A 16,606-nucleotide genomic window follows, 5' to 3' on the forward strand; every position below is an offset into this window, starting at 1 on the left:
CTAGGCACATCAAGCATTATGTTAGGCTCGGTTAACTGTTTGCAGCATTTTTTGCTTATTAACAGCGCAAATAACGGCACCTGCGTTTTTATTCTTTTTATCAATCATTGACCACTGATAGGAGCATATTATGGACGCAGTGTCTACCACCCCATCTGCCCATACCATCGACCCTTCCTTTACTGACTATAAAGTCGCTGACATCAGCCTGGCTGACTACGGTCGCCGCGAAATCACCCTTGCCGAAGCTGAAATGCCTGCATTGATGGGTCTACGTCGTCGCTATCAAGACGAGCAGCCACTCAAAGGTGCCAAAATCGCCGGCTGTATCCACATGACCATTCAGACCGCAGTGCTTATCGAAACACTCGTTGCGCTAGGTGCGGAAGTACGCTGGACCTCATGTAATATCTTTTCGACCCAAGACCACGCAGCGGCAGCAATCGCAGCGGCTGGCATTCCTGTGTTTGCTTGGAAAGGCGAAACCGAAGAAGAGTACGAGTGGTGCCTCCGTCAACAAGTACATGTCGGCGGCGAAGCATCAGGCGAGCTTTGGGATGCCAACTTGATCTTAGATGATGGCGGCGACCTTACTGCATTGATTCACAATGAATACCCACAGATGCTCGATAGCATCCATGGTATCTCAGAAGAGACCACCACAGGTGTGCATCGTTTGATCGAGATGCTAGGCAAAGGTACGCTAAAAGTACCAGCGATCAACGTCAACGACGCGGTGACCAAATCAAAAAATGACAACAAATACGGCTGCCGTCATAGCCTAAATGACGCCATCAAACGCGCAACCGATATGTTCCTTGCTGGTCGCCGGGCGCTAGTCATCGGTTATGGTGATGTGGGCAAAGGCTCAACCCAAAGCCTACGCCAAGAAGGCATGATCGTACGTGTCTCAGAAGTCGATCCTATCTGTGCGATGCAGGCTTGTATGGACGGCTATGAAGTATTGTCTCCGTACATCGATGGCGACAATACTGGCGGCGCAGACAGCATCAACAAGCGTTTGCTAGCAGACACTGATTTGATCGTCACAACGACAGGTAACTATCATGTCTGTGACAGACATATGCTCGCAGCATTGAAACCTGGTGCGGTCGTCTGTAATATCGGTCACTTCGACACCGAAATCGACACGCAATTTATGCGTGACAACTGGCGCTGGGTTGAGATCAAACCACAAGTGCATCAAGTGTTCCGCTCAGATGACGAAAACGACTATTTGATTTTACTTGCCGAAGGTCGCTTAGTGAACCTAGGTAACGCAACCGGTCACCCATCGCGCGTGATGGACGGCTCATTTGCCAACCAAGTCTTGGCGCAAATGTACTTGTTTGAAGAGAAATTCGCTGATTTGCCAATGGATGCACGCGCAGACAACTTGTACGTCAAAGTACTACCGAAAAAACTCGACGAAGAAGTCGCAGCAGCGATGGTTGCAGGCTTTAACGGTACCTTGACGAAGCTGACCGAAAAGCAAGCCGAGTATCTAGGCGTCCCTGTCGAAGGCCCGTTTAAGCCTGACGCTTATAAATACTAAGGAGCGCGACTGTGAGCAAGCCTGCTTTTTCTTTTGAATTTTTCCCTGCCAAAACTGAGCAAGGGGGTCAAAAGCTACTAAACACCTATGACGAGCTAAACAAACTGGCACCAAGCTACTTTTCAGTGACTTACGGTGCGGGTGGCTCGACACGTAGCCGTACTCTCGACATCGTACAGACCTTATGTGCGCGCGGCGATACTGATATTGCGCCGCACATGTCGTGTATCGGTGATGATAAGGTTGAAATCGCAGGCCTACTCGATCACTATAAAGCACTGGGCATCAAGCGTCTGGTGGCGCTGCGCGGTGATTTGCCCTCAGGTCAGGTCGGTATGGGTGAGCTGCCATTTGCATTAGATTTGGTCAAGTTCATTCGTGAGCATTCAGGCGAGCACTTTCGTATCGAGGTCGCCGCCTACCCTGAGATGCATCCGCAAGCGCGTAGCTTTGAGTTTGATGTCGACAACTTAGTCAACAAGTACCAAGCAGGTGCCAACGCGGCGATTACTCAGTTTTTTTATAATGCTGATAGCTACTTGTACTTGCGTGATACGTTAGAAAAGCGCGGTATCGACACGGTCGCACAGCCATTAATCGCTGGTATCATGCCAATCACCAACTCCAGCAACTTAGTACGCTTTGCTGATAGCTGCGGCGCTGATATTCCGCGTTATGTGCGTAAACGCTTGGCGGATTTTGGTGATGATCGCAGCGCCATTCGCGAGTTTGGTTTTGAGGTCGTCTATCGTCTGTGTGAGCGCTTGATGAGTGAAGGGGCTCCTGCCATGCATTTTTATAGTATGAATAAAGTCGAGCCAAACAAACGCTTGGTTGAAGCACTGGGTCTTAGCGCTTAGACTACTTATATAGTAATAAAAACTGGCGTTCTTAGGAGCGCCAGTTTTTTGTTGCAAGCTTTTTTTGTCATCGCGTTTTTATCTCCCCTCCTCACTTCACCAATAGTCTGCTAAGATACTAAGACAGATTATTGTTCAACCAAAGGATGAACCGACTGTGCGACGTTTTTTTTATGCCAGTAGTAACACTAAGGACACGCCCTACCCGCCATTGAGCACGGTTGCGATCGGTGCCAGCATCGAATTGACCGACATTATCGTTCATCACTGGTGCCGCGTACTACGCGCAAATATCGGCGATGAAGGGGTGTTGTTTGATGGTTTTGGCGGCGAGTATCACGTACAGCTACAAACGATCAGCAAAAAACACGCCACGGTGGCGGTGTTGGCTCACAGCACAGATGAGCGTACAGCGCCTATCCTCAGCCAGATTGGTCTGGTGATGAGCCGCGGCGAGCGTATGGATTACGCTATTCAAAAGTCCACCGAGCTTGGGGTGACGGCGATTCAATTACTCACCAGCCATCATGGTGAGGTCAATCTAAAACCTGCGCAAGTAGAGAAAAAACTGGCGCACTGGCAGCAAGTGGCAATAGCGGCCTGTGAGCAGTGTGGACTCAACCGTCCGCCCCTCATCCTTACACCGATGTCTATCACTGATTGGCTGACACAGCCGTCGCGTAGCGCGCCACACCTTGCCGTCAGCCCTTTGGTCGCCGAGCTAAGCCAAGACCATTACTACCAAGCCCTACAGCAGCCAGCCGATTTGCGTTTGCAGCTCAGCGTGCCAGCAGCAGGACAACCTGCGATGCCAGAGGCGTTATTGCCAGTACTAAGACAAGCGGCGCCTTATATTGAGTTGCTCATTGGCCCTGAAGGCGGTCTTAGCGATGAGGAGTGCAAGCGGGCGGCGAATGCAGACTTTGCACCTTGGCAAATTGGCGCAAGGGTACTGCGCACCGAAACAGCGCCCGTGGTGGCTTTGGCGACTTTGCACGCGTTGGCTTTATAATACAAGCACTCGGCTCGCTCATTGTTATAATGACAAACCAACTGATTATTCACCTTTGCCATGATGAGTTCGATGATGACTACTTTTGCTCCCATCCCCATTGCCGACAAGCAGCTACTGCTGACCAAACTGTGTGAGCAATGCGATGATGCTATTTTCATTTTAGATGAAAACCTACGCTATTTGTCGGTCAATGCCAGTTATGAGCTTATCATCGGCTATAGCGAGTCTTTTTTACTGGGTCGGCCACTTGGGGTTTATGCCGCTGATTTTTTGTCAGAGGAAGAAAGAGGCGTTTTGGCGCAAATCACCAACCAGCTTGATAATAGCGGCTTTTATGAAAGTGATTTTTCGATGGCCAACCGTTATGGTGAGATACTACAGTGCCATATCACGTATCGCAAGGTGGCCATAGAGGCCAAGACGTATTATATCGGTCTGATTCGCGATATGTCTTCTGTGGCCAAAGACCGAAAACAGCTGACCCATCTGCTCAATTACGATCAGCTGACCGGCCTGCCCAACCGTAAGGTTTTTTTGAGCCAGACCAGTGATTTGCTGCTCGACAGCTATCAAGAAGTAATCATCGTCCGTCTCAATATCGATCGGTATCGTAGTCTTGCGAGCCTATTGGGGCCTGATGGTATCAATCATTTAATCAAAAGCTTTGTGGCTCGTCTCAAGGCGCTAGAGCTGGGCTGTTTGCGCTGCTTTTCGCACTTTGGCGGCGATGATTTTGCACTGTTATTTGAGTGTCATGATGCCAATATGGTGCGCCATCAGTTAGATAAGCTCATGCAGATGTGTGAGCGGCCTTTTTCGATCGATAAGGACACCAAAACCGACGCCAATATCTATTGTCATATCTCCGTCGGTGTCAGCTATTTTCCACAAAACGACACCGAGCTGACAGGGCTTTTGACCAAAGCTGAAAAAGCCTTGCATTATGTCAAGCAGCAAGGCGGCGACGATATCTGCTGGTACAATGCGGCGATCGAAGAAGCCACCGCTGGCAGTTTACAGTTAGAGGCTGAGTTAAGAGAGGCCACCACCGCAGGCCAGTTTATTCCCTATTATCAGCCAAAATTCGACTTGACGACGGGTCGTATTACCGGCTTTGAAGCGTTGGTACGCTGGCAACACCCCACCCGCGGCCTTCTCAAACCTGCGCATTTTATCAACGCCATCCTCACTCATAAGCTCTCGTTTGAGCTGTTTTCTCAAATGGCGATAAAAATCGCGGCGCAATTGGCCATTTGGCAGCAGCAAGGGTTTCATCAGCATATTTGTATCAACGCGGATGCTGCCGAATTTAGCCACCCTGATTTTTTTGAGATGGTCAGTAGTCTGCTGGTAGAGTACGGCATCTCGGCCCATCAGCTACATATCGAAGTCACCGAGTCGTCTTTGATACAGCGCCATGACAATGTCAAAAAACAACTAGCTCTGCTAAAAGATCTGGGTATTTGTATTGCCTTAGACGACTTTGGCACCGGCTATGCATCCTTGAGTTATTTACAAGAATACCCGTTTGATTTTATCAAAGTCGATAAAAGCTTTATCTCAAACATTGAGTCGGATCGCACCCAGCATGCCATTGTCAAAGCCATCTTAGACTTGGCCGCGGCGTTAGATATGCAAGTGGTCGCCGAAGGAATTGAGACTGAGGCGCAGCGCGATCGGTTGCTGGCGATGGGCTGCCAGTATGGTCAAGGCTATTGGTTTGGAAAACCCGTGCCCGCCGAGGTCGCCACCGACATGCTCATCAAACAGTCAACCACCAAATAATATCAGCAAATACCGGCGGCTATGATTGATTTTATCGTATCGGTAACATCAGTCTTTTCATACGGTTATTGCTCTGTGTCTTTTGCGTCTAACGTTGATTGCATAACCGATGCAAGGCAGGTTCATGACTTATCAGTGCTGTCACCAAACTTGTATAATCGCTGATGAACGCCTATCTTTTATAGTGAATTTGTTGGAATATATTAAGTCTCAAACCGACTCTGACAATCACCATTCTTTTCAATACCATTTTATGTCATCGCGCACGTAGTCTATCTGTATGGCAGCCTATTATTTATTTGTGCTTGTCAACTTACTATAGCGAGCCTACCGACTACCGTAGTCTATAGACTGTGCCTGCTGACATGTTAAAAAGGACAGGAAGTTATGCAATACAAAGCGCCCTTACGTGACATTCAATTCGTGATGCATGAACTACTCGATAGTGAAAGCCACTACAAAACGTTGCCTGCATTTCAAGAGGCTGATCGTGAGTTGATGGATAGCCTGTTTGAAATGGCGGCAAGCTTTGCCGAAAACGAGCTATCACCTTTGAATCAAAGCGGCGATGCAGAAGGCTGCCAGTTTGACAACGGTACTGTGACCACACCAAAAGGCTTTAAAGAAGCTTATAAGCAGTACTGTGAGCTTGGCTTCCCAGCGCTATCAGCTGAAGAAGAGTTTGGTGGTCAAAATATGCCGTTCTCACTATCAACGGTCATCAATGAGATGGTCGGTACGGCGAACTGGTCATTTTCTATGTATCCTGGCCTATCGCATGGCGCGATTCAAACCATCGAGCACCACGGCACTGATGAGCAAAAACAAACTTACCTAGAAAAAATGGTCACCGGCGAATGGTCAGGCACCATGTGCTTGACAGAAGCCCACGCAGGCTCTGACTTGGGTATTATCCGTACCAAAGCTGAGCCAAATGATGACGGTACTTATAGCATCACCGGTCAAAAAATCTTCATCTCAGCAGGCGAGCACGACCTCACCGACAACATCATTCATATCGTTCTAGCCCGTCTACCAGGCGCGCCTGCTGGCACCAAAGGCATCTCACTGTTTATCGTACCTAAAGTATTGGTCAACGAAGACAACAGCCTTGGCGAAAACAACAACGTCGTCTGCGGCTCTATCGAGCACAAAATGGGCATCAAAGCCTCAGCGACTTGCGTGATGAACTTTGATGGTGCAAAAGGCTACTTGATTGGCCCAGAAAACCGCGGTCTACAGTGCATGTTTACCTTTATGAACGTCGCTCGTATCGGTACGGCAGTCCAAGGCTTGACCGCAGCAGAATATGCGTTCCAAGGCTCATTGACCTATGCCAAAGACCGCCTAGCGATGCGCTCACTATCAGGTGCCAAAGCGCCAGAAAAAGTCGCTGACCCAATCATCGTTCATCCAGCGGTGCGCAACATGCTGTTGACCGAAAAAGCCTTTGCTGAAGGCGGTCGTGCGCTGGTTTATTACCTCTCACACTTTGCGGATACTGTGGCAAAAGGCGAAGGCGATGATCTAAAATTCGCCGACCAAATGCTGTCACTGTTGACGCCGATTGCTAAAGCGTTCTTGACCGAAACTGGCCTAGAAGCGGCTAACCATGGCGTACAGGTCTATGGTGGTCACGGCTTTATCAGTGAATGGGGCATGGAGCAAAACGTCCGTGACACGCGTATCGCTTGCTTATACGAAGGCACCACCGAAATCCAAGCACTCGATCTACTCGGCCGTAAAGTATTGGGCTCACAAGGTAAAATGCTTGCCAACTTTGTCAACATCATCCAGACTTTCTGCCAAGAGCACAAAGACAATGACGAGATGGGTCAGTTCATCCGCCCACTTGCCAAACACGTCAAAGAATGGGGCGACTTGACTGCACGCATCGGTATGCAAGCAACTGAAAACCCAGATGCAGTTGGCGGTGCGGCTGTTGACTACTTATACTTTAGCGGTTATGTGACCCTAGCTTACTTATGGGCGCGTATGGCCTTGGTCGCGCAGACGGCACTGGCAGACGGTACTGGCGAAAAAGCCTTCTATGATGCCAAAGTCAAAACTGCGCAATTCTACTTTGCAAAATTATTGCCGCGTACCACCACGCATGTACAGCGTATCAGCACAGGTGTTGAGCCGTATATGACCATGGATGTGGATCAATTTGCGTTTTAATAGTGTTTTTGCACTAGTATTTTGACGACAGCACACTATACTTATATCGGCAACATACCAAGGTGTGTTGCCGATTTTGTTGGTCAATTATATTTTAGTGTACGCATAATTCACGAAGAAACACACCCGCTCATAGGCTTATTTGTTAAACTTTGCTTAGCCGTTGCTTTGATTATGAGTCGCGCAGATGACCTCAAAAAGCAATCCATACGTTTGGCACTTCTTATTTTCATCGCTCCAACTTTTATTTATTTGAACCAAAGGAATGTTTATGGCTGTTTATAATGCCCCTCTTAATGACATGCGCTTTATCTTAAACGATGTATTTAACGCGCCTGAGTTTTGGCAAAATAACGAAAACCTAGCTCATGTCGATATGGAAACCGTCGATATGATTTTAGAAGAAATGGCAAAGCTGTCAAAAAACGTTTTGTTGCCTATCAACCGTAGCGGTGATGAAGAAGGCGCAACCTTTGAGGGTGATGGCGTTGTCACCACGCCTACTGGTTTTAAAGAAGCTTATAAGCAGTATGCCGAATCAGGCTGGGTAGGCTTGAGTGGTAATGCTGAATACGGCGGTCAAGGTTTTCCAAAGATGGTCACCATGCTGACCGAAGAGATGGTATTTACCGCCAACCAATCCTTTGCCCTCTACCCTAACCTAACGGTTGGCGCGACGCTTTGCCTCAACGCGGCGGCGTCTGAAGAGCAAAAACAAACCTATCTAGAAAAAATGTATAACGGCGAATGGTCGGGCACCATGTGCTTGACTGAGCCACATGCAGGTACTGACCTCGGCATCATCAAAACCAAAGCCGTGCCAAACGATGATGGTAGCTACAATATCTCTGGTACCAAAATCTTTATCACTGGTGGTGAGCATGACCTCACTGACAATATCATTCATTTGGTATTGGCAAAAACCCCCAATGCGCCAGAAGGCTCAAAAGGCATTTCATTATTTGTCGTGCCAAAATTTTTGGTCAATGAAGATGGTAGCTTGGGTGAGCGCAACACCTTGGCGGTTGGCTCTATCGAGCACAAGATGGGTATTAAAGCCTCAGCGACTTGCGTGATGAACTTTGATAACGCCAAAGGCTGGATGGTGGGCGCAGAAAATACCGGCTTATCTTCTATGTTTATCATGATGAACTATGAGCGTGTGACCATGGGTCTGCAAGGCCTTGGTGGCTCTGAGCTGGCTTATCAAAACGCAGCATTATACGCCAATGACCGTGGTCAGGGTCGCAGTGACACCCAAATCCAAAGCCCAGAAAAACCTGCCGATGCCATCATCCATCATGCTGATGTGCGCCGCATGCTGCTAAATGCCAAAGCCAACACCGAAGCGTCACGCTGCTTTGCCATGTATGTCGCCAAAAACCTTGACGAAGAAAAGTTTAGTACTGACCCAGAGGCCGCTCAAGCCGCTGCTGCACGTGTTGCCCTACTGACGCCAGTTGCCAAAGCCTTCTTAACCGACAAAGCACTAGAAGCCACGGTTGATTGCCAGCAAGTATTTGGTGGTCATGGCTATATCCGCGAATGGGGCATGGAGCAAATCGTCCGTGATACTCGTATCGCGCAGATCTATGAAGGCACCAACGGTATTCAAGCGCTTGACCTACTCGGTCGTAAAGTGGCAAAAAATAACGGCAAATATGTCACTCATTTCTTAGGTGAGATTCGTGATTTTGTCAACAACATGCAGGCCGATCATGGCATCAAGCAGGCCACCCTAGATGCAGCTGACACCATCGAAGAGCTGACCACCACAGTGCTGAGCAATATCAGCGAGCGTAAGAGCGAAATCAACGGCTGCGCGGTTGACTATATGCATGCCTTTGGTTACCTTGCCTACTCGTATATGTTTGCCTTGATGGTCGAGGCCGCTAATGGCAAAGAGGGTGAGTTCTACACCAACAAAGCCAAGCTTGCTGATTATTTCGTTGGCCGTATCTTGCCACGTATCAATGCGCATGCACAGATGGTCAAAGCTGGTAGTGACCCAATGATGAACTTTGATCTTGATTATTTCGATGTACCTGCCAACTAATCGGTCGCGATTGGTACATTAAAATATATAAAAAAAGGGACAGTTCGGTGACTGTCCCTTTTTTTGCCCAAATCATTTGGTCAGTGTTATAGGTCTATGCTATGAATATCTATGGGTATCAATGTATTCGTGAGTGATTTGACGCCGTTTGACAATATTTAGCCATTTTAGTCCATTTAGGTGACTGTCGATTGTATTTAGGATACGCCCTAGTAAAAATAACTGCTAACAAAATAATTCACCACCGAACTATCGTTATGATTAAAATAACGCAGGATACTTGTCTGATGGTGTGCCGCTCGTTGGTCGCCCAGCAACTGTGATGACTCTTAAATAATAAAAACCGCTTATAATAAATCCTCTCATAATAAAGGACGCAACGTGTCAGAACTAAAACGCATTTTGCAACAGATTACTGCGCTCAGTGATGTGCCCGATCCGGTGGTGCTCAAGCGCTTGATAAATGAGCTGCGCGTCAGTGATAGAGAGCCTGCCCTAGCCAATCAAAACATTCAATCACTAATCAACATCTTACGTCAGCATCCAGAGTATGCAGATGGGCTGGCCAGCTTTGTGTTAAAGCTCATTATCGAGTATCGACAAATTGCGCTATACACCGACACAGGCATCATGTCGGATCAAGGGTTTTTTAACAGTCTGCGCCGGCTGATTGGGCATCGGTTTTTGCCTTTATTGCCGCAAGAAGACTCCGTCGTTGAACTGGTGGGTTATTTATTTAATAAGCGCTCTGATGAACGCTGGCTGGCCAACATCGAGCGCGACAAGTGGGATGCGCTGGTCGAGCTATTAAAAGTCAATGAGCAGCATCTGGACCTAGTCGCTACCGCCAAAAACAATATATTAAACGCCATTATTATCTTATCGTACCGTATTAGCGGCATTGGCTTGCATCCCGATCTGATGGAGTCGTATCCTCAGATACTCAACTACTCTGCGTCTTTTGTCGCCCAAAACCAAGAAGCCGTGCTGTTTGTCAATCAGTATCGCCAAGCCCACGAGCTAGATACGCTGACAGACATCACACCCGAAAAAGCCGTAGACCCAGCGCCCTTGCTGGTCATGCTTGAGCAGTGCGAAGGCATCGTCGCCACCGTACGTAAGCGCATTTATAAAACAGGTATCTCTATTCGTCTGACCAACATGATGCTGCGCCTTGATCAAAGCCTGCAGCGCATGCGCATCTTGACCGAGCTTGTGACCGATGATCATCAAAAGCGAGATCATGCGGTGATTGAGCTGGTGCAGACGCTAATTACCACGGCCAATCGCCGCTATAGTATTGGCTATTTGATTGACAATAATACCAAACTGCTATCGCGCAAAGTCACAGAAAACGCCAGCCGCGTTGGTGAGCACTATATCAGTACCGATAAAGCTGGCTATCAAAAAATGTTTAAAAAGGCCTCTATCGGTGGTTTTGTCATTGCCTTTATGGCTACCATCAAGATACTGGCCTATCAATTGGCCTTAGCGCCAATGGGACGCGCGTTTGTTAATAGTATGATTTATGGCTTGGGTTTTGTATTCATTCATGTCATTCGCGGCACAGTCGCCACCAAGCAGCCGGCCATGACTGCTGCGGCCATCGCTTCAACGATATCGGACGGCTCGGGCAAAAAATCACGGCAATTGACCAAGCTCTCAGAGCTGGTGGTCGACATTTTGCGCACGCAGTTTATCGCTATCATGGGTAACGTCATGCTGGCTATCCCAGTTGCTTTGATTATCTCGTTTGCATGGCTACAGTACACAGGCGCACCGATGATCGACACCACCAAGGCTGAGCACCTCCTGCACGACCTTGACCCTTTTCGCTCATTGGCTCTGCCTCATGCTGCCATCGCTGGGGTTTATTTATTCTTATCAGGTCTGATTGCAGGCTATTACGATAATTTGGCGGTTTATAACCATGTCGGGGCGCGTATCCAGCGGCATCGACTCTTGCAATACGTACTGCCCAAATCTTGGCTCCAGCGGCTGGGCGGTTTTGTCGAGGCCAACCTCGGCGCTATCATGGGCAACTTTTTGTTCGGTGTGTTTTTGGGCAGTACGGCGACCATCGGCTTTATCTTTGGGCTACCGATTGACATCCGTCATATCGCCTTTGCCTCAGCCAACCTAGCGCATGGATTATTTAATATCTCCGCCGACCAAATCAGCTGGAGCGTGATTTTATTGTCGATCCTAGGAGTGGCGCTAATTGGCATCGTCAACCTGATGGTCAGTTTTTCTCTGGCGCTGTTTGTCGCGCTACGCTCCAAAGAAGTACGTTTCTTTGAATGGGGCCGTTTGACCAAATTGGTGTTTGGTCACATCATCAGTCATCCTTCTGACTTTTTTTGGCCGCGTGACAAGCCCATGAAATATGCGCGTATCGATAGTCAAGGACACATGATATTTGATGACACCTCGGCACAAAAAAGCGGTAAACCCCTCCCAAGTAACTATGTAGTACGCCGTCTATCCGATGTCAGAATACTGCCTGAGTCCAAACAGGCAGGGGCGCAAAATGCGCAGACCAGCACCGACATATACTACGCCAATCAACCAAAAGGCGATCATATACAGCCACATGCACCACCAAAAAAAGTCATCGACTTAGATGACGGCCTCGTCGATGAAGAGCTAAACAGTGTACCGTACGCCAATGATATTCAATACGGCAAAACCAACAATCTGTCAGCTGATAGTAGCGCGCAAAACCAGCGCCGTCATACTGACCAAACTGGTGCTGACCAAAGCATGAGCGCCCCTGATAGCAAGCCTGCAGGCGATGCCAAAACCCCACTGCCAAAACCGAAAAAACCACCAAAACTGCCCAGTTAATACGGGCACTTTATAATCAATTGAAAATAAAACTGTTATATAAGTTTAAACGCGCTACTGGTATAAATTTTACTTGCGTGCTGCGCTCCTAGAGGCTGCGCAAAATTCATCCCAGTAGCGCTATATTCTTTTTAGAGTGCATCGACTATACTTATTCCGAACTGGGGTTTATATAAGCATTACAGGTATTCAATATCTTGTTGTGTTAAGGGTATTTACTGGTGGGCGTTTTTAAAACGCATCAAACGTAAAGCATTAAGCGTAACCAGCACGGTTGCGCCAGTATCAGCCAATACCGCGATCCATAGACCAGTGATACCGAATATCGTGGTGATTAAAAACACTGCTTTTAGGCCCAGCGCAAAAATCACGTTTTGATGAATATTGGATAAGGTTGCCCGCGACAATGCAATCAGATGAGCGACGTCGGTTACGCGACTTTTTAATAAGGCGACGTCAGCCGTTTCAATCGCGACGTCAGTACCACCGCCCATCGCGATACCGACATCGGCCGTCGCTAACGCTGGCGCATCATTGATACCATCACCAATCATCGCTATTTGGGTTTTAGTCTTCATCTCGTCTATCAAACGCAGCTTATCTTCGGGCAACAGCTCAGCTTGCCACTCTATATCTAAATGACTAGCAAGCGCTTGAGCAGTAAGGCGGTTGTCACCCGTCAGCATAATGGAGCGAATTCCCATTGTATGAAGCTGTGCTACGCCTTCTTTGGCGTCGTCCCGCAACTCGTCTCGTAGCGCGATTAGCCCAAGCACCTCACGGTTTTGCTCATCAAACAGCACCGACACTGTTTTTCCTTCATTTTGTAGTGCTTCGATTTGGGCATTTTGTTTGGCGGTTATTGAGGTTTGGTCGGCGGCATATACAGGAGAGCCGATGGTTAAAGAGCGTCCAGCTACTGTTGCATGCACAGCTTTACCTGCAGTCGCATGAGCCTTAGACGCTACTGGTATGGCAATATTGGCCGCTTTGGCGTGATCGATAATGGCTTTTGCAAGCGGATGGTTAGAGGCGGACTCAACACTGGCAAACAGCGCTAATATCGCATTTTTATCTTGAGCATCCATATACTGCTGGGCAAAAGTGACAACATCGGTCACGCGGGGTTTGCCTTCCGTTAACGTACCTGTCTTGTCAAAAGCAACCGTATTGACGCGACCAATGGTTTCTAACGCGCTCCCACCTTTAATCAGCAGGCCGCGGCGCGTACCAACAGCCAGACCCGATGCGATAGCGGCCGGTGTGGATAGGACGAGGGCGCATGGACAGGCGATGAGCAATAGTGCCAAACCGCGATATAACCAAGTTGCCCACTCCCCGCCCATCACTAACGGCGGAATAATAATAACTAAAGCGGCAATCGCCATCACTGCTGGCGTGTAGTAGCGGCTAAACTTTTCGATAAAACGTGCAGTGGGCGCTTTGGAGGCTTGCGCCTGCTCCACTAGCTCAATGATTCGTGCAATGGTATTGTCAGCCGCTGTTTTTTCTACGCGTATGTGCAGCGCGCCCTCCATATTGATGGCACCTGCAAACACCTTGTCGCCTACTGTTTTGGCAACGGGGATAGACTCGCCGGTGATGGGCGACTCATCAAGGCTAGATGCGCCCTGCATAATAATGCCGTCAGCAGATACCTTATCGCCCGGGCGTACCAGCACCAAATCATCGATTTGTAGTGAAGACGCCGGTACATCGCGCTGCCCGCCTTGTGCGTCAAGTAAAATCGCAGTCTTTGGCACCAGTGCCGCCAAAGCCCTAATGCCAGCACGCGCGCGATCAGCAGCCACGCTCTCTAGCAGCTCGCCGACTGAAAATAAGAATACCACTGCTGCTGCTTCTTCAGGCTCACCAATAATAAGCGCACCAATAGCCGCAACTGACATCAGCATCTCAATCGAAAAAGGCGTACCAGTCATCGCTAAGGCAAAGGCTTTACGAGCAAAAGGAAGCACGCCCACAATGACGGCAACAGCAAATGCCCACATGCCATAATCAGGAAAAACCACCGATAGCGCGTAAGCGGCGCTCATCAACACGCCAAGACCAATGACCTGCTTACCCTTGCGGCTTTGCCACCAATGTGGCTGCTCTGTAGCGGATGAACTCTCGCTACTTAGATCGGTTGCCTGATCCGTTATGGCAGATATACCAAATCCGAGGCGCTTAATGGTTTTTTCGATGTCACTAAATTGCGTCTCCCCATTAGGATCCAGTGTTAGCGTTAACTTTTCGGTGGCAAAGTTAAGCTGTACATCAGAGATGTCAGGCATACGAGCGAGCGCCGTTTCGATTTTACCGACGCAGCTGGCACAGTCCATACCTTCAATATGATATTGCATAATTATTTTTCCTAATGCGTTGTCCTGATAACTTGTGCTGCTATAAGCATTTTTTAATAAATCTATTATGAACCCTATAGTGGCTTTAGAGTCAAGGTGCTTCTTCTTTAACGTCATAACATTGATTTGTTAGCAATTAAACTTTATAGTTACTTTAATGTTTAATGCTCAAGAGGCAGTTATGCTGATTAAAATCGGAGAACTCGCTAAACGCACAGGCGCGACAGTAGAAACCATTCGTTACTATGAAAAGGAAGGATTACTGCCTGAGCCTTCACGCAGTGCAGGCAATTATCGTTTATATAATGACACGCACATCGAGCGTCTACAGTTTATCCTGCACTGTCGTACGCTTGATATGACGTTGGATGAAGTACGGGTATTACTACAGTACTGGGATGAACCTGACAGAGACTGCGGCAATGTAGATGCCTTATTAGATGAGCATATTGAGGCGGTAGAAGTTCGTATTGAAGAGTTGATGCAGTTGAAGCAGCATCTAATGGATTTGCGAAAAAAATGCCTATCTAGCGCACCCGCGGTATCCTGTGGAATATTAAATGCCCTTGCTGATAATTCTTGTCATCAGTAGAGACATCAGCCGCATTGTTTAGATGCTACATTGTAAATAATCAAAGGAATAATTTTGTCTAAATTAAAAACTGTCGGGCTTTTTGCCATTACTGCACTAGCAGAGATTGTAGGCTGCTACTTGCCATATTTATGGCTAAGAGAAGGTAAGTCAATATGGCTGCTTGTTCCTAGCGCCCTTAGTTTGACCGCCTTTGTTTGGCTGCTGACTTTACATCCAACCGCCGTTGGTAGGGTTTATGCGGCTTACGGTGGTATGTATGTAACGATTGCAATTCTATGGTTATGGGCTGTCGATGGTGTTCAACCAACGACGTGGGACATCTTAGGCACATCAGTGGCACTGCTAGGCATGGCTATTATCATGTTTGCACCGCGCACTACATAGTGCAATACCCCATTGAAAACAGCCATTACTCTCTTCAAGCCTATTAACAGACGACCTAAAACGAAATTAGCTAGCTATCGTCCTCGTCACAAGCTTGGACAGTGTGCGCTTGAGGTAACAACCTTACCATCGCTCAAGCGATAAGCCAGTAGGTGATTGCCCCATACACAGCCACCGTCTAGCGCACGTGCATGTGGCAGATCAACTTCGGCTTTGAGCGCCGCCCAATGACCAAAAAGTATCTTACGCGTACGCGGTACTTGCCAGTCAAACCACGGTGCGAAGTCATCAGGCATCGGCTCTTGCAGCCCTGCACTAAAGTCAAACTCTAAGGTGCCATCTTGTTTGCACAGGCGCATACGTGTGAAGTAATTGGCAATCGCACGCAGCTTAGTATAGCCGCTTATCTGTGCATGCCACTTATCAGCTGTCTTGCTATATAGGTTGGGCAATAGCGCATCAAGCTGCGGCAAACTGCTTTGCAGCGCCGCCTCTAACTGCCGCGCATAATCAGCCGCAGCCTCGATGCTCCAATGCGGCGGCACACCCGCATGCACCAATACCGTATACTCATCAGGATAAGCCAATACTGGCTGATGACGCAGCCACTCTAGCAACTCATCACAATCTTCAGCAGCAAAAATCGGCGCAGTCTTGTCTTTATTTTTGAGCTTTGCCGCGCCGCGCCAGACCGCAATCAAGTTGATATCATGATTGCCTAGCACGGTCGCCGCTGCGCCCTGCTCACACAGCGACTTGACATGGCGCAGCGTGCTTAGTGAATCCTCACCGCGCGCGACCAAGTCACCTGCAAACCACAGTTTGTCTTGGGTCGGGTCAAATGCTAACGTGTTTAGTAATTGACGATAAGCGGCATAACAACCTTGCAAATCGCCGATGACATACTGATGACGAAACCCCATAAACCCTCAACAAATCAATCTATAAAATCATAACCAACAAAC

11 protein-coding genes are annotated in these 16,606 nt (G+C 48.2%); 9 read left to right on the forward strand and 2 right to left on the reverse strand.

The genetic code is table 11. From position 1 onward, the window contains the following. Positions 1-130: 130 nt before the first annotated feature. The 7 genes from ahcY to BTV99_RS03170 all read left to right on the forward strand — a co-directional run bounded on the left by ahcY (position 131) and on the right by BTV99_RS03170 (position 12,299). Positions 131-1,555: an adenosylhomocysteinase gene (gene ahcY, locus BTV99_RS03140; protein ID WP_075100907.1), complete on the forward strand. Its 1,425-nt coding sequence runs from the start codon at positions 131-133 to the stop codon at positions 1,553-1,555. An 11-nt stretch (positions 1,556-1,566) separates the two neighbouring features. Beyond that, positions 1,567-2,415 (forward strand): methylenetetrahydrofolate reductase, encoded by an 849-nt coding sequence (locus tag BTV99_RS03145; RefSeq protein WP_075100908.1) that lies wholly within the window; start codon positions 1,567-1,569, stop codon positions 2,413-2,415. 157 nt (positions 2,416-2,572) lie between these two features. Next, the gene (locus tag BTV99_RS03150; RefSeq protein WP_075100909.1) at positions 2,573-3,427 is read left to right on the forward strand and encodes a 16S rRNA (uracil(1498)-N(3))-methyltransferase; all 855 of its coding nucleotides are present in this window, start codon (positions 2,573-2,575) and stop codon (positions 3,425-3,427) included. Positions 3,428-3,499: 72 nt separating this feature from the next. Then, positions 3,500-5,215, forward strand: a complete 1,716-nt coding sequence (locus BTV99_RS03155) for a bifunctional diguanylate cyclase/phosphodiesterase (RefSeq protein ID WP_256713716.1) — start codon at positions 3,500-3,502, stop codon at positions 5,213-5,215. 387 nt (positions 5,216-5,602) lie between these two features. Next, the gene (locus tag BTV99_RS03160; RefSeq protein WP_075100911.1) at positions 5,603-7,396 is read left to right on the forward strand and encodes an acyl-CoA dehydrogenase C-terminal domain-containing protein; all 1,794 of its coding nucleotides are present in this window, start codon (positions 5,603-5,605) and stop codon (positions 7,394-7,396) included. A 271-nt stretch (positions 7,397-7,667) separates the two neighbouring features. Beyond that, entirely contained in the window at positions 7,668-9,452 is a 1,785-nt protein-coding gene (locus BTV99_RS03165) for an acyl-CoA dehydrogenase C-terminal domain-containing protein (protein WP_075100912.1), read from the forward strand. 381 nt (positions 9,453-9,833) lie between these two features. Continuing rightward, positions 9,834-12,299 (forward strand): site-specific recombinase, encoded by a 2,466-nt coding sequence (locus tag BTV99_RS03170; protein ID WP_075100913.1) that lies wholly within the window; start codon positions 9,834-9,836, stop codon positions 12,297-12,299. A gap of 215 nt (positions 12,300-12,514) precedes the next feature. Here the strand turns inward: BTV99_RS03170 and BTV99_RS03175 are convergent, their stop codons facing one another. Further along, the gene (locus BTV99_RS03175; protein WP_075100914.1) at positions 12,515-14,662 is read right to left on the reverse strand and encodes a heavy metal translocating P-type ATPase; all 2,148 of its coding nucleotides are present in this window, start codon (positions 14,660-14,662) and stop codon (positions 12,515-12,517) included. 181 nt (positions 14,663-14,843) lie between these two features. Between BTV99_RS03175 and cadR the strand changes: the two genes are divergently transcribed. Together cadR and BTV99_RS03185 are read left to right on the forward strand one after the other, a co-directional pair. Further along, a complete protein-coding gene (cadR, locus tag BTV99_RS03180; RefSeq protein ID WP_075101032.1) occupies positions 14,844-15,254 on the forward strand; it encodes a Cd(II)/Pb(II)-responsive transcriptional regulator in 411 nt (136 codons plus the stop codon). 54 nt (positions 15,255-15,308) lie between these two features. Beyond that, positions 15,309-15,641, forward strand: a complete 333-nt coding sequence (locus BTV99_RS03185; RefSeq protein WP_075100915.1) for a YnfA family protein — start codon at positions 15,309-15,311, stop codon at positions 15,639-15,641. Positions 15,642-15,727: 86 nt separating this feature from the next. On the opposite strand, the gene BTV99_RS03190 is transcribed toward BTV99_RS03185, so the two are convergent. Continuing rightward, positions 15,728-16,564, reverse strand: coding sequence for a symmetrical bis(5'-nucleosyl)-tetraphosphatase (locus BTV99_RS03190; protein WP_075100916.1), 837 nt, complete (start codon positions 16,562-16,564; stop codon positions 15,728-15,730). Positions 16,565-16,606: the final 42 nt, after the last annotated feature.

Source organism: Psychrobacter sp. Rd 27.2 (assembly GCF_001921755.1).
Classification (GTDB): Bacteria; Pseudomonadota; Gammaproteobacteria; order Pseudomonadales; family Moraxellaceae; genus Psychrobacter; species Psychrobacter celer.

Excerpts from the sequence above, each read along its gene's own strand:
- ahcY (WP_075100907.1), top strand. The coding sequence starts at position 131 with ATGGACGCAGTGTCTACCACCCCATCTGCCCATACCATCGACCCTTCC.
- BTV99_RS03155 (WP_256713716.1), top strand. The coding sequence starts at position 3,500 with ATGATGACTACTTTTGCTCCCATCCCCATTGCCGACAAGCAGCTACTG.
- BTV99_RS03160 (WP_075100911.1), top strand. The coding sequence starts at position 5,603 with ATGCAATACAAAGCGCCCTTACGTGACATTCAATTCGTGATGCATGAA.
- BTV99_RS03165 (WP_075100912.1), top strand. The coding sequence starts at position 7,668 with ATGGCTGTTTATAATGCCCCTCTTAATGACATGCGCTTTATCTTAAAC.
- BTV99_RS03175 (WP_075100914.1), bottom strand. The coding sequence starts at position 14,662 with ATGCAATATCATATTGAAGGTATGGACTGTGCCAGCTGCGTCGGTAAA.
- cadR (WP_075101032.1), top strand. The coding sequence starts at position 14,844 with ATGCTGATTAAAATCGGAGAACTCGCTAAACGCACAGGCGCGACAGTA.
- BTV99_RS03190 (WP_075100916.1), bottom strand. The coding sequence starts at position 16,564 with ATGGGGTTTCGTCATCAGTATGTCATCGGCGATTTGCAAGGTTGTTAT.